This window comes from Streptomyces sp. NPDC043996, assembly GCF_056435225.1.
In genome coordinates this window covers 777577-798544 of sequence record NZ_JBWKEY010000002.1, presented here as the reverse complement: position 1 = coordinate 798544, position 20968 = coordinate 777577, and the positions used below count along the sequence as shown (strand labels likewise).

Below are 20968 nucleotides of genomic sequence, written 5' to 3'. Positions count from 1 at the left end.
CGGCGGTTCCCGGCCACGCTGACTCATTAGGCTGTGCCGGTGTTCACCTCCCAGGGCCCCTCGCTCCGCGAACTCGCCGCGCAGGCGCTGTCCTCCACCGAGCGCGGCTATGACCTGCTGGCTCCCAAGTTCGACCGCACGCCGTTCCGCACGCCCGACCGGGTCCTGGACGCGACCGCCGCCGCCCTGCGGCCACTTGGCCCGTTCCCCATGGGTCTCGATGTGTGCTGTGGCACCGGTGCGGGCGTCGAGACGCTGCTGCCGCTGTGCCGGGAGCGGGTGACGGGCGTCGACTTCAGCGCCGGGATGCTGAGCGTGGCGGCAGCGACCGTCGCCGCGGCGACGACGGGGCCCGCGGTGGACTGGGTGCGGGCCGACGCCCGCGCGCTGCCGTTCACCGACGCGTTCGACCTGGCCGTCAGCTTCGGGGCCTTCGGGCACTTCCTGCCCGCCGAGCGGCCCGGACTCTTCGCCCAGGTGCACCGGGCGCTGCGCCCCGGCGGCCTGTTCGCCTTTCCCCTCGGCGCACCACAGCCACTCACGTCACCATGGTACTGGGCCATGCTCGGCTTCGACGGGGCGATGCGGGTGCGCAACGCGCTGTGGCGGCCGCCCTTCGTCATGTACTACCGCACGTTTCCGCTGGCCGGAGTGCGGGCCGACCTGGAGCGCGCCGGATTCGCGGTGGAGCTTGTGCCGCTCGGGGAGTTCGGGCGCCGGGGCGACGGCAGCCCGCGCTGCCGCCTCGTGCTCGCGCGCAAGGCCTGACCGCCTCAGGTCCGGACGCCGCCGAAGGCCCTGCGGTACGCCTGCGGGCTGACCCCGGCGATCCGCTTGAAACGGTCGCGGAACGCCGTGGGGGAGCCGAAGCCGACCTGCGCGGCGATGCGCTCCACCGGGTGCTCGGTGGTCTCCAGGAGGTGCTGGGCCCTGCGCACCCGGGCCCGGTGCAGCCACTGCAGCGGTGTCGTGCCGGTCTGCTCGCGAAAGCGCCGCAGCAGGGTGCGGGTGCTCAGGCCCGCGTGCCCGGCGATGTCGTCCAGGGTGAGGTCCCGGGCCGCGTTCTCCTGGAGCCAGCCGAGGAGGGGTTCGAGCGCGGAGCCGCGCGGTGTCGCCGGGGGCAGGCTCGCGATGAACTGGGCCTGGCCGCCCTCGCGTTCCAGCGGGACGACGGAGGCGCGCGCGGCCTCGGCGGCGACCGCGGAGCCGTAGTCGCGGCGGATCATGTGCAGACACAGGTCGAGCCCGGCGGCGGCGCCCGCCGAGGTGAGGATCTGGCCGTTGTCCACGTACAGGACGTCGGGGTCGACGTCCACGTCCGGGTAGGCGGCGGCGAGCTCGGCCGTCGCGTACCAGTGCGTGGTGGCCCGCAGGCCCTTGAGCAGGCCCGCCTGGGCGAGCACGAACGTGCCCACGCAGATCGAGGCGATCCGCGTGCCCGCGTCCGCCGCGTCGCACAAAGCCGCCAGGACGTCCTCGCGCACCGGCGCCAGCGGGTCGTGGACGCCCGGCACGATCACCGTGTCCGCGTCCCGCAGGACGGTCAGGTCGTGGTGCGCCCGCAGCGCGAACGCGCCCGCGCTCACCTCGGGCTCGGCGGCGCACACCCGCACCCGGTAGCCGTCGAGGCCGCCGGGCAGCTGGGTGCGGGCGAAGGCGTCGACGGGCGTCGCCAGGTCGGAGGGGATGACGTCGTCCAGGGCGATGACCGCGACCGTGTGCATGACGGCAACGTACGACATCGGCGCCAGGCCCGGTGGCGATATCCCGTTGGAAGCTGTCATTCGTGCCACTGTCGGCGCGTGCGGGGCGCTCACTAGCCTCGGCCAGGGGCCCGGCGGGAGCGGTGCCGCCGCCCGGGCCCCGGCGACGCCCCACCACCCATGGAAACGGAACCCGCATGCACGCGCAGGCAGTCCTCTTCGACGGCTTCGACCCCCTCGACCTCATCGGTCCCCTGGAAATCCTGTACGCGGGAGGCGCCGCCAGCGGTGGCGCGGTCACGGTGGAGCTGGTCTCGGTGGACGGCGCGCGCGAGGTGCGCAGCGGCCTGGAGACGGTCACGCTCAGGGCCACCGGCGCCCTCGACCCCGCCCGCGCCGACCTGGTCCTGGTGCCCGGCGCCGCGGGCGCCACCGAGCAGGGCGACCCCGGCGACGACAGCATCCCCTCGCGGCTGCGGCGCGCCCTGGACGGCGAGCTGCCGCGGCTGCTCGGCGCCGCCCTCGACCGCGAGGGCGTGACCGTGGCCACCGTCTGCGGCGGCTCCCTGCTCCTGGCCATGGCGGGCCTCATCGAGGGGCGCCACGCCACCGGGCACCACCAGGCCCTGCCGGGCATGGCGGACCTGGGCGTGCGCACGGTCGCCGCGCGCGTCGTCGACGACGGTGACCTGGTGACGGGGGCCGGGGTCACCTCCGGCCTCGACCTCGGCCTGCACCTGCTGGAGCGGGAGACGGGGCCGCGCGTGGCGCACGCCGTGGAGGAGCTGTTCGCGTACGAGCGCCGCGGGGTCGTGTGGCGGGCGGCCGGCGCCGAAGCCGTCGCGGTCTGAGCGGCCGGTCCCCACGATGACGAAACTCTTCCTGGTCCTGCACGTGCTCGCCGCGATCATCGCAGTCGGCCCCGTCACCGTCGCCGCCAGCATGTTCCCGAAGGTCCTGCGCGAGGCCCTGGCCGAGCCCGGCGCCGTCCGGCCGGTGACGACGCTGCGCACGCTGCACCGCATCAGCCGGGTCTACGGCGGCCTCGGCATCGCGGTGGTGGCCTTCGGCTTCGCCACCGCGAGCAGCATGGACGTCCTCGGCAGCCCCTGGCTGATCACGTCGATCGCCCTGACGTTCGCGGCCGCCGCGGTGCTGATCGTGCTCGTCCTGCCCCGCCAGGAGACGGCCCTTGAGGCGGTGGGCGGCGCGGAGCCGGAGCGGTCCGGTGGCGCCGACGAAGGCGGCGCGGACGGTGGCGCCGACGGCGGCGTCTCCGTGACGGTCGACGCGCGCACCAGCGCCCAGCTCGCCATGTTCACCGGCGTCTTCAACGTCCTGTGGGCGGTCGTCACCATCCTGATGATCGTCAGGCCGGGCTCCACGACCGGAGCCTGAGCGGGGCCCCGCGCCCGGCCGGGGTCAGGCCAGGAACGGCGCCCGCTCGGCGGTGACCGGGTGGGCGAAGCCGACGCCCGCCGCCCAGCGGGCCACCTCGCTCACCGCCAGATCGCTCAGGCGGCACCACTCGTTGCCCTGCGACCCGGCGAGGTGCGGGGTGAGCAGCACGTTCTCGCAGTCCCACAAGGGGTGCCCGGGCGGCAGGACCTCGGGCTCGGTGACGTCGAGGACCGCCCGGATACGCCCCGCCGTCACGGCCTCGGTGAGCGCGTCCTGGTCGACGACGCCGCCGCGCGCGGTGTTGATGAGCACCGCGTCCCGCCGCATGGCGGCCAGGAGTTCACGGCTGACGAGCCCGCGCGTGGCGGGCAGCAGCGGCGTGTGCACGCTCACGGTGTCGCTGTCCGTGAAGAGGTCCTGGAGGCCGACGGCCCGCACGCCGAGCGCGGCCGCCTCCCGCGCGTCCACGTACGGATCGTGCAGCAGCACCTCCATGTCGTACGGGCGCAGGCGCTCGATGACGCATCTGCCGATGTGCGATGCGGACAGGATGCCCACGGTGCGGCCGTAGTTGCCGATCGCGCGGGGCGTGCGCATCGGGTCCTCGCGGCGCCGCTCGGCGGTGAAGGCGCGGGCCCGCTCGAGGACCCGCTTGCCGGTGAGCAGGATCATGGCGACCGTGTACTCGGCCACCGGCAGGGCGTTGGCGGCGGCCGCCGATGACACCGCGACGCCGCGCCGCCAGCACGCGTCCGTGATGTGCTCCCGCACGGACCCCGCGGTGTGCACGACCGCCCGCAGGCGGGGCGCGGCGGCGAGCACGGACGCGTCGAGCGGTGGGCAGCCCCACCCGGTGACCAGGAGCTCGACCCGGGCGAGCACCGCGCGGGCCCGCGCGGTGGTGAAGTCGTCGAGCGGCAGCGGATGTTCGAGGGCGCACACGTCGTCGAGCGCGGCCAGGGCCTCCTCGTCGAGGACGGCGGCCGCGGCGTCGGGGGACATGGCGAGCGCGGCGCGGGGGCGGGAGCGGTGGCGGGGCGAGAGGGCCATGCGGGGCTTCTGCTCCTTAGGGCACGTCAGGGCACGTCGGTGGGCTGCCCTGTGTGGGCTTCCATGTATAGGCCGCGGGGCGGGGGCCGCACAGGGGGAGGCCGGACAGCCTCACCCGTCCGTGGCGGGCACGCGGAGCGTCACCCGGTAGCCGCCCTGCGGCGTGGGGCCCGAGGCGAACGTGCCGTGCAGGAGCTCCGCGCGCTCGCGCAGGCCGATGAGGCCCTGGTGGGAGCCGGGCAGGGGCAGCGAGGGGCGGGTCGGCGGGGTGTTGGTGACACTCACGCCGAACGCGTCGCCTTCGTCCCAGAGGTGGACGGTGGCGCGGGCGCCGGGCGCGTGCTTGCGCACGTTGGTGAGGGCTTCCTGGACGGTGCGGTAGACGGTGCGCTGGGCGGGGGTCGCGATGTCGGGCGGGAGCGCGCCGGTCAGCTCCGCGTCGATGCCGCTGGAGGCGACCAGGGCCCGGAGGTCGGCGAGGGTGGGCTGCGGGGTGAGCTCGGTGGCCCGGCCGCCGGAGGCGCGAAGGAGCGTGACCATGTGCCGCAGTTCGTCGAGGGTGGCCACGCTCAGGGAGCGGATCGTGCGGGCGGCCTCGCGTGAGTCCGCGTCCGCGGCGGCGACCTGCCAGGCGCCCGCCCGCACCGCGATCAGGGAGACCTGGTGCGAGACGACGTCGTGCATCTCGCGGGCGAGCTGGGCGCGCTCCTGGGCGAGGGCGGCCTGCGCGTGCAGCGCCCGCTCGTGCTCGCGCGCCTCGCCGATCTCGGCGAGGCGGCGCGAGAGGTCCCTGCGGGCCTGCGTCAGCTGGCCGAGGAGCACGGGGGCGACGGCTGTCGCAAGCGTGTAGACGAAGTAGATCAGCGTCCACGTCTGGTCCTCGGCCGCGATGTCGGTCAGCGGCCAGGGCAGCGTCATCGCCAGGGCGGCGAGGACCGCGCACCCCCCGAGCACCCTGCGGTCACGGGTCCGGTCGGCCAGCGTGAACAGGGCGGTGACCGGGGCGACCAGGACGTCCATGGTCAGCGTGGCCGGAACCGTGAGCAGGAACACCGCGAGCGGGAAGCGGCGGCGCAGCACGAGCGCGGCGCAGGCGAGGGCGGCGAAGGCGAGGACGAGCGGAGAGGTGTCGTTGAGGTTGAGGCCGATGTCGACAGCCGCGCAGAGCACGACGAGCACGTCCGCGAGCCAGGGCCGCGCGCGCCACGGCCGCGGCCGCCGGGGTGCGTGATGCGCGGCCGCGCCCCCGGTGGCGGCGGGGTCCGCCGCGGTGGCGCGCGGGGCCTGTGCCGGGTCCTGACCGCCGTCGTCCGCGGCCGGTCCCGTCCGGGTGCCCGGTCCCGGAGCCGCGCTCACCGCGTCTCCCTCGGCCCGGCACCCACGTCGTCCGCCGCCCCCGGACCTCCCGGGTCCAGGAGCCCGGCGCGCTCAGCCAGCAGGGCCGCCTGGACGCGGCTGCCGACCCTCAGCTTGGTGAGGATGGCGCTCACGTGGTCCTTGACGGTGCCCGCGCTCAGGTGCAGCCGGGTGCCGATGTCGGCGTTGGTGAGGCCCTCGGCGATCAGCACGAGCACGTCCCGCTCGCGGCCGGTGAGACGGCCCACGCGGGCGGTGTCCTCGGAGGCCGCGCCGCCGCCGGGCCCCGGGTGGGCCCGCAGCATGGAGCGGGACGCCTTGGGGGACATCACCACGCCGCCCGCGGCGAGGGTGCGCACGAGCTGGGCGAGCTGGTCGGGCTCGGTGTCCTTGAGCAGGAACCCGGCGGCACCGGAGCGCAGCGCGGTCACGATGTACTCGTCGGTGTCGAACGTGGTCAGCATCGCCACGACCGGCGGCTTCGGCAGCGACCGCAGCTCCCGCAGCACGGTGAGCCCGTCGACGTCGGGCATGCGGATGTCGAGCAGGACGACGTCCGGGTCCTCGCCGCGGACGGTGTCCACGGCGTCGGCACCGGCGGCCGTCGCGACGACGCGCAGATCACCGGCCGCGTTCAGGATCATCTCGAACCCCGAGCGCACCAGGGCCTCGTCGTCCACCACCACTACCCGGATCACGCCTGTCCCGCCTCGCCGTCGTCGTCCCGCGGCGCTGCCGCCCGCGAGGGGGACCGCCCTCGTGATCGCCGTGATCGTCCCCCTACGACTGTAGGCCGCGCGCCCCGCCCGCCGCGCCGGGGCGGCCTCGGACAGCAGCCACCCGGCGTGGCGGTTCCAGCCGCTCGGGGGGAGACACGGGACATGCGGCGGGGCGGCGGTGGCCGACTGCCGGATACGCCGCGGCGCGCCCGCCGCCGAGGCTGAGCCGCATGACACAGAACGCAGTGGCCACGGCGCCCGCACCGGCTGCGGCGCCGGTGGGCGGCGCGCGGTCGACCGGCCGGCTCATCGGCGTCGACCTCGCCCGCGGCCTCGCCGTCTTCGGCATGTACGCCGCCCACGTGGGCCCCGACCCGGCCACCACGGGCGGGGCGCTCGGCTTCCTGATGGAGCTCGCCCACGGCAGGTCGTCCGCGCTGTTCGCGTTCCTCGCGGGCTTCTCCCTCGCCCTGATGACCGGCCGCCGCGTGCCGAAGACCGGCCGCGCCGGGCGCCAGGCCGTCGCCAAGGTCGTGATCCGCGCGGTCGTCCTGCTCGCGCTCGGCACGGCGCTCACCATGAGCGGCACGCCGGTCGAGGTGATCCTCGCCTTCTACGGCCTGTACTTCCTGCTCGCGCTGCCGCTGTACCGCCTCTCCGCGCGCACGCTCGCCGAGATCGCCGTGGTCGCGGCCCTCGTCCTGCCGCAGCTGCTGTTCCTGCTGCTGCGGGCGGTGTACTACGACGGCGCCCTCGGCGGCGGCTCCACCGGCCCCCTGGCCTGGCCCCGCACGGCGGACGGCCCCGTCTCGCTGCTGCTTACCGGCTCCTACCCGGCCCTGTCCTGGCTGCCGTTCGTCATCGCGGGCATGGCCGTGGCGCGGCTCGACCTGGCCGACGCGGCCGTGCGCGTCCGGCTCGCCGTCACCGGCGTCGGTCTGGCCGTGCTCGGCTACGGCGGGTCCTGGCTGGCGCTGCACCACCTGCCGGGCGTCGCGCACGCGCTGGGCGGCGCGGGCTGGCCGGACGGGAACGGGATGCGCACGGCGTGGTGGTCCGACGTCGCGGGCTGGCCCGAGAAGGACACCTGGGGCTGGCTGTTCGTGGCCTCGCCGCACAGCGAGACGACCCTCTCGATCGTGGCGAACACGGGCGTGGCCATCGCCGTCCTCGCCCTGTGCCTGATCGCCGTCGACGCGCTGCCCCGGCTCCGGCGCCTGGCCACTCCCGTGATCGCCGTCGGCACGATGTCCCTGACCGCGTACGTGCTGCACATCCTCGCCATCCGCTTCCTCGGCGTGGAGGAGCTGCCGGGGCCGACGGCGTACACGCTGCTCGGCTTCGTCGTGGGCGTCACCGCGTTCGCGGCGCTCTGGTCGCGGCTCTTCCGCCGCGGCCCGCTGGAGTGGCTCCTGTGGCGCGCGACCAAAGTCGCGGACCGCGTCCCCTGAGGGCCCTTTTGACCCCCGCCGACCGGCGGGGGTCGCTCCCGCCGTTCGGCGCCCCGGGTTCAGACCCCGGCGGGATGCCTCCGACACCCTCCGACGGGGAGGGTGTAAGGACCACGGACATCTCGGGCGAGGCGCCATCTACGGCACCAACCACACCACCCGCGGAACGACACGAAACGAAGGGTCAGGGGACAGCCCCCTCATGAAGATCACCTTCCTGCTCTACAACGCGTACGGCATCGGCGGCACCATCCGGGCGACGGCCAACCTCGCCTCCGCGCTCGCCGAGCGCCACGAGGTCGAGATCGTCTCGTACTACCGCACCGCCGACCGCCCGAGCCTGCCCTTCGGCCCCGGTGTCACCCTGCGCTCCCTGGTCGACCTGCGCCCCGGCTCCCGCCACCCCGACGGCCGCGACTCCTACCAGGCCACGCCCGGCACGGTGTGCCCGCACGACCTGATGTACAAGGGCAAGACGCCGCCCAGCAGGCTCGGCGAGGAGCGGCTCGCCGACCTGCTGCGCCGCACGGACGCGGACGTCGTCGTCGCCACCCGCCCCTACCTGGTGTGCTTCCTCGCCGAGCACGGCCGCGCCGACTATCTGCGCGTTGGCCAGGAACACGTCACACACGACTTCCACGGCGAGGGCCTGCGCCGCGACCAGGACGCCGCCGTCGCGCGCCTCGACGCGTTCGTGACCGTCTCGCACGGCGACGAACGCGCCTACCGGCAGGCGCTCCCGGACGTCGCCACCCGCCTCACCCACATCCCCAACTGCTGCCCCGCCCCCGACGCGGAGGCCTCGTCGGGCGACACCAGGACGATCGTCGCCGCGGGCCGGCTCGTCCCCGTGAAGCGCTACGACCGGCTGATCCGGGCCTACGCCAGGGTCGCCGAACAGCACCCGGACTGGACCCTGCGGATCTACGGCCGCGGCCGCGAGAAGGACAAGCTGCGCCGCCTCGTCGCCGACCTCGCCCTGCACGACCGCGTGCTGCTGCTCGACGCGCACAGCCCCATCGACACCGAGTGGGCCAAGGGCGCCATCGCGGCGGTCTCCAGCGCCACCGAGTCCTTCGGCATGACCATCGTGGAGGCCATGCGCCTGGGCGTGCCGGTGGTGAGCACGGACTGCGACTTCGGGCCGCGCGAGATCATCACGCACGGCCAGGACGGCCTGCTCGTCCCCGCGGGCGGCTCGGACGAGGACGTCGAGAAGGGCCTCGCTGACGCGCTGTGCCGTCTCATCGAGAACGACGCCGAGCGCTTCCGGATGGGCCAGGCCGCGATCCAGTCGGCCCGCCGCTTCCTGCCGGACCACACGGCCGCCCAGTTCGAGGCCCTGCTCGACGACCTCAAGCCGGGCGTCACCGGCGGCCGCAAGGCCCGCGCCCGGCGCGCCGCGCCCGCCCGCACCCCGCGCCAGCGCCTCGGCGCGCTCAGCGAGCGGCTCGGCGTGGCCGCCTGGCTCGGCAAGGCGCTGCCGCCCGTCGCCGTGGGCTGCCGCGTGGCCGCCGACGGCTCGCTCTACTTCCGGGTGCCGACAGCCGAACTCGCCCACGGGGACTGGCAGTTGGTGCTCAGGCCGCGCATGGACACCGACGACGAGGAGGTGCCGCTGCCGTTCCGGGTCACCGCCGACGACGGCCGTTACGTCAAGCTCATGCTGCACCGCAGCGGCCGCCCCATGGCCGAGGGCTACTGGAACGTCCATCTGCGGCAGGGGCGCAAGGGCCGCCGCCACCGCCGGGTGCGGGCGGGCCTGGTGGAGACCGGCCGCCTGCTCGCCGCCGTGCCCCCGCACCCCTCTGGCGCGGGCTTCGCGACCGCCGTCCCCTACCGCACCAAGGACGGCTACCTCTCCCTGCGCACCTGGAGCCGGACGGGCCACGCCGAGCTGGAGTCCCTGGCCGTGGACGGCGACGCGATCGCGCTGACCGGCACGGTCCGCGGCGAGGGGGTCCACGGCCACCACTACCGCCTCACGGCACGGCTGCGCGGCGGCGAGGCCGCGCTGTCCGCCCGCTGCCAGATCGACGCGGCGGGCTGCTTCGCCACCGCGCTCCCGCTCGCGGACCTGGCCGAGGGCCACCCCGGCGGCGACGCGGTGTGGGAGCTCCGCCTGGACCCGTACGACACGGACGGCGACAGCATCCCCGTCGCGCGGCTGCGCGGCGACATCGTGGACCGGCGCCGCACCGACGTCTTCCCGAGCGCGCGCACCGCCGACGGCGGCATCGAGCTGCGCCCCCACCTCACCGTCGACAACAACCTCGCGGTGCGGGCGGCGCCGAAGGCGCTGGCGGCGGCGCCGGAGCGCGTCGTATGATCGTCGGCGTACCGCATCGGGTGGCGGCCTCCGTGATCAGCAAGGCCTGACCGGCCCTGAACTGTGAGGACCGCGCATGTCCGCCCTTGAGGTACGCCCCTTCCGCCGCGCCGACCGCGACCAGCTCACCGAGCTCGTGAACGCCCACGTGGCCGCCGTCGTGCCCGGTGTCTCCGTCTCCGTGAACACCGTGCTCGGCCAGCTGGAGCGCCAGCCGGACGAATTCATCACCGACCCCTGGGTGGCCGAGCGGGTCACGCTCGTGGCCGAGCAGCGGTCGTTCGTGGTGGCCGCCGCGCATCTGCTGCGCTACCGCGACGACGACGAGGTCGGCGCCGACTTCCGCGGCGCCGGCGTGATCGACTGGTTCGTGGCGCACCCGCCCGCGTCCTTCTGGCCCGACGCGGATGCCGCCGCCGACCTGCTGATGAGCGCCTGTCTGGCCCAGCTGACCCGCTGGCGCGTCCGGGTGCGGCAGGCCGACGGCGCCCTGCCCGCCCCCGCCGTCTACGGACTGCCCCGGGCCTGGCCGCACGTGCGCGCCGCCTATGAGCGCGCCGGGTTCCGGCACACCGGCGACACGGAGGTGATCCTCATCGCCGCCGTCGCGGACCTGGCGAGCCCGAAGGCCCCGGTCCCCGGGCTCGCCGTCCGCCGCACCCTCGGTGAGTGCGGCACCCGCTTCACGGCGCACCTGGACGGCCGCGACCTCGGCTTCATCGAGGTCGACACCGCGCTCGGCCGCCCCGAACGCCAGGCCCGCGACGGCTCCCTGGCGGACGTCGGCAACTTCCACGTCGAGCCGGGCCCCGGCGGCGGTGGCCTCGATGGCATCGACGGGCTCAGCGGGCGCACCGGGCTCGATGGCTGGCTCCTCGGCGAGGCCGCGCGCTGGCTGCGCCTGGCCGGGGCCGACCGGCTGCTCGCCTATGAGTCGGCCGATGACGCGGCCGCCCTCGCCCGGATGACGGACCTTGGCTTCACGGAGCTGGTGCGCACCGACCGGGGCTGGAGCCACCGGGCCTGACGCGCGCCCGCGCGGCGCGGCCTCAGCCGAACTGCACCGACCGCTTGGAGAGCCCGAGCCAGGTGCCCTCGATGACGCTGCGCTGCGCGCGCACGTCGTCCACCGCCGTGCCGAGCGTGACCGCGAGCGGCACGAAGTGCTCCTCGCGGGGGTGGGCGTAGCGGGCGCCGGGCGCCTTGTGCGCGAAGTCGAGCAGGGCGTCCACGTCGCCCGCCGCCAGGGCCCGCCCGCCCCAGTCGTCGAACTCGGCGAGGACGGCGGGCACCTGGTTGTCGGGGTTGATGGCCCGCAGGTTGTGCGTGAAGTGCCCGCTGCCGACGATCAGGACGCCCTCGTCGCGCAGCGGCGCCAGCTTGCGGCCGATGTCCATCAGCTTGCGCGGGTCCAGGGTCGGCAGGGAGACCTGGAGGACCGGGACGTCCGCGTCCGGGTACATCTCGCGCAGCGGTACGTACGCGCCGTGGTCCAGGCCCCGGTCGGGCAGGTCCTGCACCGGCGTGCCAGGCCCGCGCAGCAGCTTGCGGACCTTCTCGGCGAGCTCGGGGGCGCCCGGGGCGGCGTACCGCACGGAGTAGTAGTGCTCGGGGAAGCCCCAGAAGTCGTAGACGAGGGGGACCACGGTGGTCGCGCCGAGGGCGAGCGGGGCCTCCTCCCAGTGCGCGGAGACCATCAGGATCGCCGTCGGCCGGGGCAGGTCCGCGCCCCAGCGGGCCAGCTGGTCCGGCCAGACGGCGTCCTCGGCGAGGGTGGGGGCACCGTGGCTCAGGAACAGGGACGGCATGCGCTCGGGGGGTGCGGTGGTCATGGTCGCTCCTTGCGGGTGCGGCGCGCGCCGGGCGCGGACGGGGCGGGCGCGAACAGGTGGGTTCAAATTTGAACCACACCTCGAAGGTAGTTGATGATTTGAATTTGAACAACAGGGCGTACGCTGGCCCCATGCCCGACACACGATGGCTCGACGACGACGAGATGGCCGCCTGGCAGGCCTTCCTGACCGCGGGCGCGCTCCTCAACCGGCGGATCGAGGAACAGCTGAAGGACGAGTCGGGCCTGTCCCACCTGCAGTACGAGGTGCTGGTGCGGCTGTCCGCGGCCGCGGGCGGCGAGCTGCGCATGACCGAGCTCGCGGCGGTGGTCCTGACCAGCAAGAGCGGGCTCACGTACCAGGTCACGCAGCTGGAGAAGGCGGGTCTGGTGCGGCGGCGCTCCTGCGCCGCCGACGTGCGCGGCGTCTACGCCGTCCTGACCGACGAGGGCCGCGCGCGCCTGGCGGCGGCGGCCCCTGGCCACGTCGATGTGGTCCGGGCCCACCTGATCGACGTACTCGACCGCGAGCAGCTCGCGGCCCTGAAGGAGGGCCTGGGCGAGGTCGCGCGGCGGCTCGCCGGAGCGTGAGCGCGCCCGGCGCGGCCCTACTCCACCGCGATCCCGTAGTCCGGAAGGAGCTGCTCCAAGCCGCCGGTGTACCCCTTCCCGCCCAGGACGAAGTCCCAGTCGCCGCTCGCCCGGCGGCGGAAGGAGCCGAGGACCAGGGCGGTCTCGCGCGGGCGGCCTTCGGAGACCTCAAGGCGGCCGAGCTCGGCGAGGCGCGGGTCGAGGAGGCGGATGCGGGCGTCGGTGAAGCCCGACAGGTCCGCGTGCGGATCGGCCTCGGGGTCGATCGCGGCCACCAGGGCGAGCCGGTCCGCCGCCGCGGGCAGGGCGTCGAAGCAGACGAGCAGCGCGGCCCGGTCGGGCGCGGTGGCGGGCTGCGCCCGGACCGCGCCGTCGGGCGTGCGGGGGTTGTTGAAGAACACGAAGTGCTCGTCGCTCAGGACGCGGTCGCCGGAGCACACCAGGGCGCAGACGTCGAGCGCGACGGAGCCGGACCAGGACAGGCCGAGGACGCTGTAGTCGGCCGGTTCGGGAGCGGGCCGCGGGGGAGCGGCGGCGGGCGCGCCCCGGCCGTCGCCGAGGCGGCCGCGGAGCCCGTGCCGGTGCAGCAGGTCCACGAGCTCGGGGCCCGAGACGAGCTCCAGGGGCTTGCCGCTGGCGAACGTGTACGAGCCGGGCCCGAACCCGGACGTGGTGACCAGGACGCCCTTGTTGGCGCCCCGGTCCTGGACCGTGCCGTACAGGTCGCGCACGGCCGTGGGGGGAACCGTGTTGCGGTAGCGCTTGACCTGCACGACGATCCGGCCGCCGCGGATCGGCGTGGGATCGGTGGCGTCGACGTCCACGCCGCCGTCGTTGGAGCGCTCCGTCATCACCGCCCGCATGCCCATGGCGCGGAAGAGGTCGGCGACGAGCGACTCGAAGGCGATCGGGTCCATGGCGTGCAGATCGGGCTCCTCGCCCGCGCCCGCGGCGCCGCCGTCCCCGCCGGTGGTGCCGCCGTCCGCGCCCGGCGCGCCGCCGTGGCCGCCATGGGTGACGACGTGGGCGCCGACGTCCTCGGGGCGCTGCGCCGGGCGCACGGCGGTCAGCTGGTCCGGCCGCGCCGCGAGGCGTCCGCGCAGCCCGTCGGTCAGGCAGCTCACCGCGTCCACCTGCTCCAGGCGCAGGTCGAGGAACGCGGCGCGCGGGGCGAGGACGGTGACCAGGAAGATCTGGCCGCGCCTGCCCGTCGCCGGGTCGTGGTCGTCCACGAAGCCGTTCAGGGACACCGAACGCAGCGCCTCGTGCTCGTCCGCCGCGAAGAGGTCGCGCAGGACGAGCAGCGCGCACTGCGCGATGACGTCGCGGTACAGCGCCCGGCGCTGGGTGACCGGGCGCGCGGTCTCCTTGTCCTCGTCGGTGCTGGGCAGATACCGCACGGACCGTGCCCGCGGGACGACGTCGTGGCCCGGCAGCTCCCAGTCGATGACCAGGCGCCGCGCCGCCCGGTCGTAGGCCGCGGTGACCTGGCGCGGAAAGCCCTCGGGCCAGACGCCGGAGGCGTACAGCGCGGCGGAGAAGTACTCCACCACGGCCTCCGCGTCGCCGCGCCTGACGCCCGCCACGACCTCGGCGACCCCCGCGTTGTGGGCGCGGACCTCCGCCAGCTGGCCGTCGGCCCACCGCCGGTAGCGCCCCTGGAGCTCCGCGAGCTGCCGCCCGCGCCGCTCCTCCGCGTCCCGCGCCGCGTACCAGTCGCGCTCGTACCGGGCGTGGGCCTCGGCCTGCGCCTGGGCCCTGCCGCGCGCCGTCCAGCCTCCTTGCGCCTGGTAGTGCCGCTGGTCGGGCAGGGGTACCGGCACCGCGAGCGCCCCCGGCGCGAACGGCTCCACGACCTCGGGGCGCAGCAGCTCCGCCGCGCTGAACGCCGGGGCCAGGCACCCGGCGGCGAGCAGCCCCGTCAGCGCCTCGACCCGGGCCTCGAGCTCCTCGGTCCGGCGGCGGGCCTCCGCCTGGCGGTAGGCGCGGTAGTCCCGGTCCTGCTGGCGTTGGTGCGCGCGAGCTTGCCGTTCCCGCTCCCTGCGCGCTCTGGCCTCGGCCTCCAACTGGCGCTGGTGCTGACGCTGCACCTCGGCCCAGACTCCGACCAGACCGCTAGAGCGACGACTCATGTACTGCACGCCCTCCCCAGGACTTCCGCCTCGCGCCGACCGCGATCGCCCCCTCGACCAGCGGTGATAGAACGACTTTAACCACCCGTCGGCGCCTGGCCCACCTGCGGGCCAGGGGTGGCGCGAGGCCTTCGGCGGTCGCGGGGAGCGCCCGCCGTTCGAACGGTGACGTGGCGTCAGCGACACTGAGGGCGGGCCGGGTTCACGTCGTGGGCGGACGGGTGTCCGCCGCCGAGGGGCCCGGCCGCCGCGGTCCGGTCAGACCAGCGCGTCGCGCTCGGCCCGCGCCTGCTCGTCCTGGTCGGCCAAGTGCCAGTGCAGGTCGCGGACGCCGGGCTCCAGGGAGAGCCGGGTCACCAGGTGCTCCATGTCGGCGCCCGGGGCGCCGTCGAGGGTGACGGCGGCTTCGAGCGCCGTGGTGCCCTCGTCCTCGCCGCGGCGGATGCGCAGCCCGTCGAGGCGCGGGGCGGTGCTGCTCAGGAGCTGGATGAGCAGCGCGCGGACATGGGCCTCGTCGCGGCGGTCGCAGGTGACGTGGAAGGTGACCTGGGTGGTGGCGTCGGCGTTCCCCCGCGGGGCGCGGTCGATCAGGCGGCTGGTGGGCCGCAGGACCAGGTGGACGACGACGACCGCGGCCGCGCCGAGCAGCGCGAGGGCCAGGCGCCCGGACGCGGCCAGGACGCCCGCGGCCGCCGAACACCACAGCGTGGCGGCCGTGTTGAGGCCGCTGATCGAGGCGCCCTCGCGCATGATGACGCCGCCGCCGAGGAAGCCGACGCCGGAGACGACGTAGGAGGCGACGCGGGTGGGGCTGGTGGGGTCGGCCATCGCCTCGCTGTAGAGCACGAACAGGGTGGCCCCCGCGGCGACGAGCGCGTTGGTGCGCAGGCCCGCCATGCGGGCGCGCCACTGGCGTTCCACGCCGATGAGGGCGCCGCAGCCGACGCCCGTCCCCAGGCGGACGGCGAAGTCGAGTGTGGTCAGGGTCTGCATGGCGGCACCTCCCGGTGGCGCGGTCGTACGTGTCGTCGGGACGTGCCCATAGTTGCATAGTTGCGCAACTATGCACAAAGGAGTGGATGCCGAGGGTGCCCGTCCGTGGCGGGGGTGAGTGCTTATTTGCGTATCGACGCAAAGAGGCGCACACTTCCGGAGGCGCCCCGGCCGTGACCGGACCGGGGCTCGCCCTTCCCTGCTCGCGTCGCGGCCCCCGGCCGCCCGGCATCACTGAAGGAGGCGGCCATGAGCGCGGAACCTCCCAGTAGCGACCGCCGCCTCCGCGGCGGCTTCTGATCCCGCTTGCCATTCCCTAACGCACACTGAGGCCCGCGCGGCACCCCCACGCGGCCGTGCCCGCCCTGCGGTCGCGGCCCGGGGTCCGCTGTGCCCACAGTGTGGTCGGAGGTTGTTGTGATGACGTTCCGGACCCCTGGCGGCGCCCCCCGCGCCCCGCTCGCCTCCCGGTTCGCAGGGCGCCTTTCCCGTATGACTTGGGTGGACGTGGCCGTCGCCGCGGCCGTCCTGGTGCTGCTCTACCTCGTCCTGCGGGTCGGCCAGGGCACCACCGTCCGCTTCTCCGCCGAGCGGTCGGTGGCCGTGGACACCGACCCGGCGCGGCTGCCCTACGACGCCGCGCGCTCGCTGCTCCGCATGTTCGTGGCGCTCGCCGCCTCGACCGTCTTCACCTTCGTGTACGCCTACGCGGCCGCCAAGAGCCGCCGCCTCGAGCGCATCCTCATCCCCGCCCTCGACATCCTGCAGTCCGTGCCCGTGCTCGGCTTCCTGACGGTCGCGGTGACCGGGTTCCTCGCGCTGTTCCCCGGCTCGATGCTCGGCCTGGAGTGCGCGTCGATCTTCGCGATCTTCACCTCGCAGGCGTGGAACATGACGTTCGGCTTCTACCAGTCCCTCACCTCGCTGCCCCGTGAACTCGACGAGCTCTCACGGTCGTTCCGCTTCACCAAGTGGATGCGGTTCTGGAAGGTCGAGGTCCCGGCCGGGATGATCGGCCTGGTCTGGAACGGCATGATGAGCTTCGGCGGCGGCTGGTTCTTCCTCGTCGCGTCCGAGGCCATCAGCGTCAACAACAAGGAGTACGCGCTGCCCGGCGTCGGCTCCTACGCGGGCGCCGCCGTCACCGACGGCGACCTCGGCAAGGTCGGCTTGGCCATCCTCACCATGGCCGTCATGGTCATCGGCGTGAACTTCCTGTTCTGGCGGCCGCTGACCGCCTGGGCCGAGCGGTTCAAGAACGAGCAGTCCGAGGCGAGCGAGGTGCAGCGCTCCTTCGTGCTCGACCTCCTGCGCCGCTCCCACTGGCCCCGCCTGCTCGGCGCCGCCCTGCGCCCGGTGGGCCGCGCCCTCGGCCGGGCCGCCCGCGTCCTCGGCACCGACGACCGGCCGCTGTCCCACGACCCGGTGCGGCGCCGCACCGGCGACATCGCCTTCGCCCTCGTAGCGGGCGGCCTCATCGTGTGGGGCCTGGCCGACCTCGGCGGCTATCTGCACGACCGCACCGGGCTCGGCGTGTTCGGCGAGCCGCTGCTGCTCGGCCTCGCCACCCTCGCCCGCGTCGTCGTGCTCGTCGCCGCCGCCACCGTCGTCTGGGTGCCCATCGGGGTACGGATCGGCCTCTCGCCGCGCCTGACCCGGATCGCCCAGCCCGTCGTCCAGGTCCTGGCGTCCTTCCCCGCCAACTTCCTCTTCCCGCTGGCCGTCTGGTTCTTCCTGAAGACCGGCCTGTCCATCGACGTCGGCGGCATCCTCCTGATGGCGCTCGGCGCCCAGTGGTACATCCTCTTCAACACCATCGCCGGGGCCATGTCGATCCCCACTGACCTGCGCGAGGCCATGGACGACCTCGGCGTGCGCGGCTGGCAGCGCTGGCAGCGGCTGATCCTGCCGGGGGTCTTCCCCGCGTACGTCACCGGCGGCATCACCGCGTCCGGCGGCGCCTGGAACGCCTCCATCGTCTCCGAGGTCGTCACCTTCGGCGGCACCACGCTCACCGCCACCGGGCTCGGCGCGTACATCGCGCGGGCCACCGCCGACGGGGACTTCCCGCACCTCATCGCGGGCGTCGCCGTGATGAGCCTGTACGTCGTGGCGCTCAACCGCCTTGTGTGGCGCCGCCTGTACCGCCTGGCCGACCACCGCTACGCGCTCTGACCGCCGCCCCCGCACACCCACAGACCTCCGCTTCCCACGGCCCTCCGGAGAGGGAAGCGCCCCGAAGAACTGGAGCCCCCCTCATGGCACTCAAGGCCCTGCGCGCCCTGCGCCCCACCGCCCCCACCCCGCCCGCCGCCCGGCCCCCGCGCGCCGCCGACGGCGAGGTCCTCATCGAGGCCGCGGGACTCACCAAGTCGTACGCGGGCGCCGACGGCGAACTGCCCGTCCTCGCGGGCATCGACCTCCAGATCCGCGCCGGGGAGATCGTCGCGCTGCTCGGCAAGTCCGGCTCGGGCAAGTCCACGCTGCTGCGCTGCCTGGCCGGGCTCGTCCCGGCGAGCTCCGGCTCCGTCGCCTACCGCGGCGAGCCGCTCACCGGCGCCAACCCGGGCACCGCCATGGTGTTCCAGACCTTCGCGCTGCTGCCCTGGCTGACGGTGCAGCAGAACGTCGAACTCGGCCTGGAGGCGCGCGGCGTGCCCGCCGCCGACCGGGCCCGCGCCGCCGTCCAGGCCATCGACCTGATCGGCCTCGACGGCTTCGAGTCCGCGTATCCGAAGGAGCTGTCGGGCGGCATGCGCCAGCGCGTCGGCTTCGCCCGCGCCCTCGTCGTCGAGCCGGACGTGCTGATGATGGACGAGCCGTTCTCCGCGCTCGACGTCCTCACCGCCGAGAACCTGCGCGGCGAGCTGATGGAGCTGTGGGAGTCCGGGCAGTTCCCCACCCGGGCCGTGGTCCTCGTGACCCACAACATCGAGGAGGCCGTCCTGATGGCCGACCGCGTCGTCATCCTCGGCTCCCGCCCCTACGGCACCCTCCGCGAAACCATCGAGGTGGGCCTGGAGCGGCCGCGCGACCGCAACGCGCCCGCGTTCGAGGAGCTCATCGACCGGGTCTACCGCGTCATGACCGGCCGCGCCCGCGAGACCCGCATCCCCGGCCGCACCGAGGCCCCCGGCCTCGACAAGCGGACCGTCGCCAACGCCCCGCTGCCCGCGGCCACCGTCGACGGCCTGTCAGGGCTCGCGGAGCTGGTCGCCCACCGCGGCGGCCGCTGCGACCTCGCCGACCTCGCCGACGACCTCGGCCTCGACGTGGACGACCTGCTGCCCCAGGTCGACGCCCTGGACCTGCTCGGCTTCGCCGGAGTCGACGGCGACGACCTGGTCCTGACCGAGACGGGCGCCGCGTTCGCCGGGGCGGACGTGCAGGCCTCCAAGCCGCTGTTCGCCCGCGCCGCCCTGGAAGTCCCGCTGGTGAAGCTGATCGCGGGCAGCCTGCGCCGCCGCCCCGAGGGCACGGTCCGCGCCGGGTTCTTCCGCGATCTGCTCGCCCACCACTTCACGAGCGAGCAGGTGGAACGCCAACTGGAGACGGCCACCGACTGGGGCCGGTACGGGGAGCTGTACGCGTACGACGCCGACCCCGAGGAGTACCGTCTGGACGCGGACAGCGCGCCCCCGGCCGCTTCCTAGTGCCCGGCCGCCGGGCGCCGTCGTGGCGTCCGGACCGCGCGGGCGGCCGTCTTCGGGGTGCGGGCCGGGGCTTCTTCGGCGACCGCGGGGGGCTCGGCGCCGGGGGCGGGCCGCGCGCCGTCCGCGGCGGTGGCGGCCGCCGCCAGGGCCGCCTCCTCCAGCAGGCCCCGCACCTCCGCGGCGCGGTAGTAGATCCGCGTCCCCTCGCGGCGCGGCACCACGAGACCGGCCGCGCGCAGCTTCGCCAGGTGCTGGGACGTCGCGGCCACATGGGCGCCGAGCAGTTCGGCCAGCGCGCTGACCGGGAGCTCCCGCTGGCTGAGCGCCCACAGCAGGCGGTAGCGGGAGGGGTCGGCCACGGCCTTGAGCACGGTCACGGCGCGGTCCGCGGCCTCGGCGTCCCACGACAGTTCTTGCGCGTCCATGCAAATAGGGTACCCGGGCGGGGGGACGGCGCCGAAGGTTCGTGAGGGGTCCCGAAGGGGCCCGGTCTCGCCGCGCGCCCCTGACGCGGCGTCGCCCCGCGGGCCGTCAGCCCCGCCGTCCCGAAGCCGTCGAGCCCCGGACCACCAGCTCCGGCAGGAACACGAACTCGCTGTGCGGGGCGGGGGTGCCGCCCACCTCCTCCAGGAGGGTGCGCACGGCCGCCTGGCCCATGGCCTGGACGGGCTGGCGGACGGTCGTCAGCGGGGGGTCGGTGAAGGCGATGAGCGGGGAGTCGTCGAAGCCGACCACCGAGACGTCGCCCGGCACGTCCAGGCCCTGGTGACGCGCGGCCCGGATGGCGCCGAGGGCCATCATGTCGCTGGCGCAGACGATGCCGGTGCAGCCGCGGGCGATGAGCGCGGCGGCCGCGGCCTGCCCGCCCTCCAGGGTGTACAGGGAGTGCTCGACGAGCTTCTCGGCCTCCTCGGGGCCGAGGCCGAAGCGCTCGCGCATCCCCGCGTGGAAGCCCTCGATCTTCCGGACCACCGGCACGAAGCGCCTGGGGCCCACCGCGAGGCCGACGCGGGTGTGGCCGAGCGAGGCCAGGTGCCGCACGGCCAGCTGGACCGCCGCCCGGTCGTCGGTGGAGACGAAGGGCGCGTCGACGCCGGGCGCGAAGCCGTTGACCAGGACATGGGGGACGCCCTGGGCGCGCAGCGCCGCGTAGCGCCCCATGTCGGCGGTGGTGTCGGCGTGCAGGCCCGAGACGAAGATGATCCCGGCGACGCCCCGGTCCACCAGCATCTCGGTGAGCTCGTCCTCCGTGGAGCCGCCCGGGGTCTGGGTGGCGAGCACCGGCGTATACCCCTGGCGGGTCAGGGCCTGCCCGATGACCTGGGCGAGCGCGGGGAAGATGGGGTTGTCCAGCTCGGGCGTGATCAGGCCGACCAGGCCCGCGCTGCCGCGTCGGCGCAGCCGGACGGGCCGTTCGTAGCCGAGCACGTCGAGCGCGGCGAGGACGGCCTCGCGGGTGGCCGCGGCCACCCCGGGCTTGCCGTTGAGCACACGGCTGACGGTGGCTTCGCTGACCCCTGCCTGAGCTGCGATGTCGACGAGCCGTGCGGTCATGCACGGGACTGTACCGGCCGGGCCGCCTCTTGCCCATCGCTTGCGCAAGCTTGCGGCAAGCCCTGCCGGGCGGTGCCCGCAACCCGCAGGACACACGGCGGTAACGATCGTCATCTCTTGCAGAAAATCGCCGCAAGGTCTTTCGAGACGTTTTCAAGCCTGTTACGTTCCTGCCAACCCGGCGCCGCGTCGAGTGCGGCCCTCA

At 74.8% G+C, this 20968-nt stretch carries 18 protein-coding genes; 9 read left to right on the top strand and 9 right to left on the bottom strand.

Features of this window, described 5'->3' with window-relative positions:
* Positions 1–39 precede the first annotated feature (39 nt).
* Positions 40–768, top strand: coding sequence for a class I SAM-dependent methyltransferase (locus tag AC07A4_RS07485; RefSeq protein WP_478594280.1), 729 nt, complete (start codon positions 40–42; stop codon positions 766–768).
* A 5-nt stretch (positions 769–773) separates the two neighbouring features.
* On the opposite strand, the gene AC07A4_RS07480 is transcribed toward AC07A4_RS07485, so the two are convergent.
* Positions 774–1724 carry a GlxA family transcriptional regulator gene (locus tag AC07A4_RS07480; RefSeq protein ID WP_478594277.1) on the bottom strand — a complete coding sequence of 317 codons (951 nt, stop codon included), beginning with the start codon at positions 1722–1724 and terminating at the stop codon, positions 774–776.
* A 176-nt stretch (positions 1725–1900) separates the two neighbouring features.
* On the opposite strand from AC07A4_RS07480, the gene AC07A4_RS07475 reads away from it, so the two are divergent.
* Both AC07A4_RS07475 and AC07A4_RS07470 read left to right on the top strand, forming a co-directional pair.
* Complete coding sequence (locus AC07A4_RS07475; RefSeq protein WP_478594274.1) at positions 1901–2554, top strand: DJ-1/PfpI family protein; 654 nt, start codon at positions 1901–1903, stop codon at positions 2552–2554.
* A gap of 16 nt (positions 2555–2570) precedes the next feature.
* Positions 2571–3101: a hypothetical protein gene (locus tag AC07A4_RS07470; protein ID WP_478594271.1), complete on the top strand. Its 531-nt coding sequence runs from the start codon at positions 2571–2573 to the stop codon at positions 3099–3101.
* A 24-nt stretch (positions 3102–3125) separates the two neighbouring features.
* Here the strand turns inward: AC07A4_RS07470 and AC07A4_RS07465 are convergent, their stop codons facing one another.
* The 3 genes from AC07A4_RS07465 to AC07A4_RS07455 all read right to left on the bottom strand — a co-directional run bounded on the left by AC07A4_RS07465 (position 3126) and on the right by AC07A4_RS07455 (position 6208).
* Positions 3126–4154, bottom strand: a complete 1029-nt coding sequence (locus AC07A4_RS07465; RefSeq protein WP_478594268.1) for a hydroxyacid dehydrogenase — start codon at positions 4152–4154, stop codon at positions 3126–3128.
* A gap of 111 nt (positions 4155–4265) precedes the next feature.
* The gene (locus tag AC07A4_RS07460; protein WP_478594397.1) at positions 4266–5333 is read right to left on the bottom strand and encodes a sensor histidine kinase; all 1068 of its coding nucleotides are present in this window, start codon (positions 5331–5333) and stop codon (positions 4266–4268) included.
* Between the two features lie 173 nt (positions 5334–5506).
* On the bottom strand, positions 5507–6208 hold the full coding sequence (locus tag AC07A4_RS07455) for a response regulator (RefSeq protein ID WP_478594265.1): 702 nt from the start codon (positions 6206–6208) through the stop codon (positions 5507–5509).
* A gap of 251 nt (positions 6209–6459) precedes the next feature.
* Between AC07A4_RS07455 and AC07A4_RS07450 the strand changes: the two genes are divergently transcribed.
* The 3 genes from AC07A4_RS07450 (at position 6460) to AC07A4_RS07440 (ending at position 11036) form a co-directional block, all read left to right on the top strand.
* The gene (locus AC07A4_RS07450; RefSeq protein WP_478594263.1) at positions 6460–7680 is read left to right on the top strand and encodes a DUF418 domain-containing protein; all 1221 of its coding nucleotides are present in this window, start codon (positions 6460–6462) and stop codon (positions 7678–7680) included.
* 202 nt (positions 7681–7882) lie between these two features.
* Entirely contained in the window at positions 7883–10009 is a 2127-nt protein-coding gene (locus AC07A4_RS07445; protein WP_478594260.1) for a glycosyltransferase family 4 protein, read from the top strand.
* A 76-nt stretch (positions 10010–10085) separates the two neighbouring features.
* A complete protein-coding gene (locus tag AC07A4_RS07440) occupies positions 10086–11036 on the top strand; it encodes an N-acetyltransferase (protein ID WP_478594257.1) in 951 nt (316 codons plus the stop codon).
* Positions 11037–11058: 22 nt separating this feature from the next.
* On the opposite strand, the gene AC07A4_RS07435 is transcribed toward AC07A4_RS07440, so the two are convergent.
* A complete protein-coding gene (locus AC07A4_RS07435; protein WP_478594255.1) occupies positions 11059–11841 on the bottom strand; it encodes a dioxygenase family protein in 783 nt (260 codons plus the stop codon).
* Positions 11842–11972: 131 nt separating this feature from the next.
* On the opposite strand from AC07A4_RS07435, the gene AC07A4_RS07430 reads away from it, so the two are divergent.
* Positions 11973–12431 carry a MarR family winged helix-turn-helix transcriptional regulator gene (locus AC07A4_RS07430; RefSeq protein WP_478594253.1) on the top strand — a complete coding sequence of 153 codons (459 nt, stop codon included), beginning with the start codon at positions 11973–11975 and terminating at the stop codon, positions 12429–12431.
* Between the two features lie 17 nt (positions 12432–12448).
* On the opposite strand, the gene AC07A4_RS07425 is transcribed toward AC07A4_RS07430, so the two are convergent.
* Both AC07A4_RS07425 and AC07A4_RS07420 read right to left on the bottom strand, forming a co-directional pair.
* Complete coding sequence (locus AC07A4_RS07425) at positions 12449–14563, bottom strand: restriction endonuclease (RefSeq protein ID WP_478594250.1); 2115 nt, start codon at positions 14561–14563, stop codon at positions 12449–12451.
* A 258-nt stretch (positions 14564–14821) separates the two neighbouring features.
* Entirely contained in the window at positions 14822–15556 is a 735-nt protein-coding gene (locus AC07A4_RS07420) for an MgtC/SapB family protein (RefSeq protein ID WP_478594248.1), read from the bottom strand.
* 492 nt (positions 15557–16048) lie between these two features.
* Here AC07A4_RS07420 and AC07A4_RS07415 point away from each other — a divergent pair, with 492 nt between their 5' ends.
* Together AC07A4_RS07415 and AC07A4_RS07410 are read left to right on the top strand one after the other, a co-directional pair.
* Positions 16049–17731: an ABC transporter permease gene (locus AC07A4_RS07415; protein ID WP_478594245.1), complete on the top strand. Its 1683-nt coding sequence runs from the start codon at positions 16049–16051 to the stop codon at positions 17729–17731.
* An 83-nt stretch (positions 17732–17814) separates the two neighbouring features.
* Positions 17815–19209, top strand: a complete 1395-nt coding sequence (locus AC07A4_RS07410) for an ABC transporter ATP-binding protein (protein ID WP_478594243.1) — start codon at positions 17815–17817, stop codon at positions 19207–19209.
* On the opposite strand, the gene AC07A4_RS07405 is transcribed toward AC07A4_RS07410, so the two are convergent.
* Positions 19206–19634: an ArsR/SmtB family transcription factor gene (locus tag AC07A4_RS07405; protein WP_478594241.1), complete on the bottom strand. Its 429-nt coding sequence runs from the start codon at positions 19632–19634 to the stop codon at positions 19206–19208. The genes AC07A4_RS07410 and AC07A4_RS07405 overlap by 4 nt on opposite strands.
* A 106-nt stretch (positions 19635–19740) precedes the next feature.
* Positions 19741–20763 (bottom strand): LacI family DNA-binding transcriptional regulator, encoded by a 1023-nt coding sequence (locus AC07A4_RS07400; RefSeq protein ID WP_478594238.1) that lies wholly within the window; start codon positions 20761–20763, stop codon positions 19741–19743.
* Positions 20764–20968 lie beyond the last annotated feature (205 nt).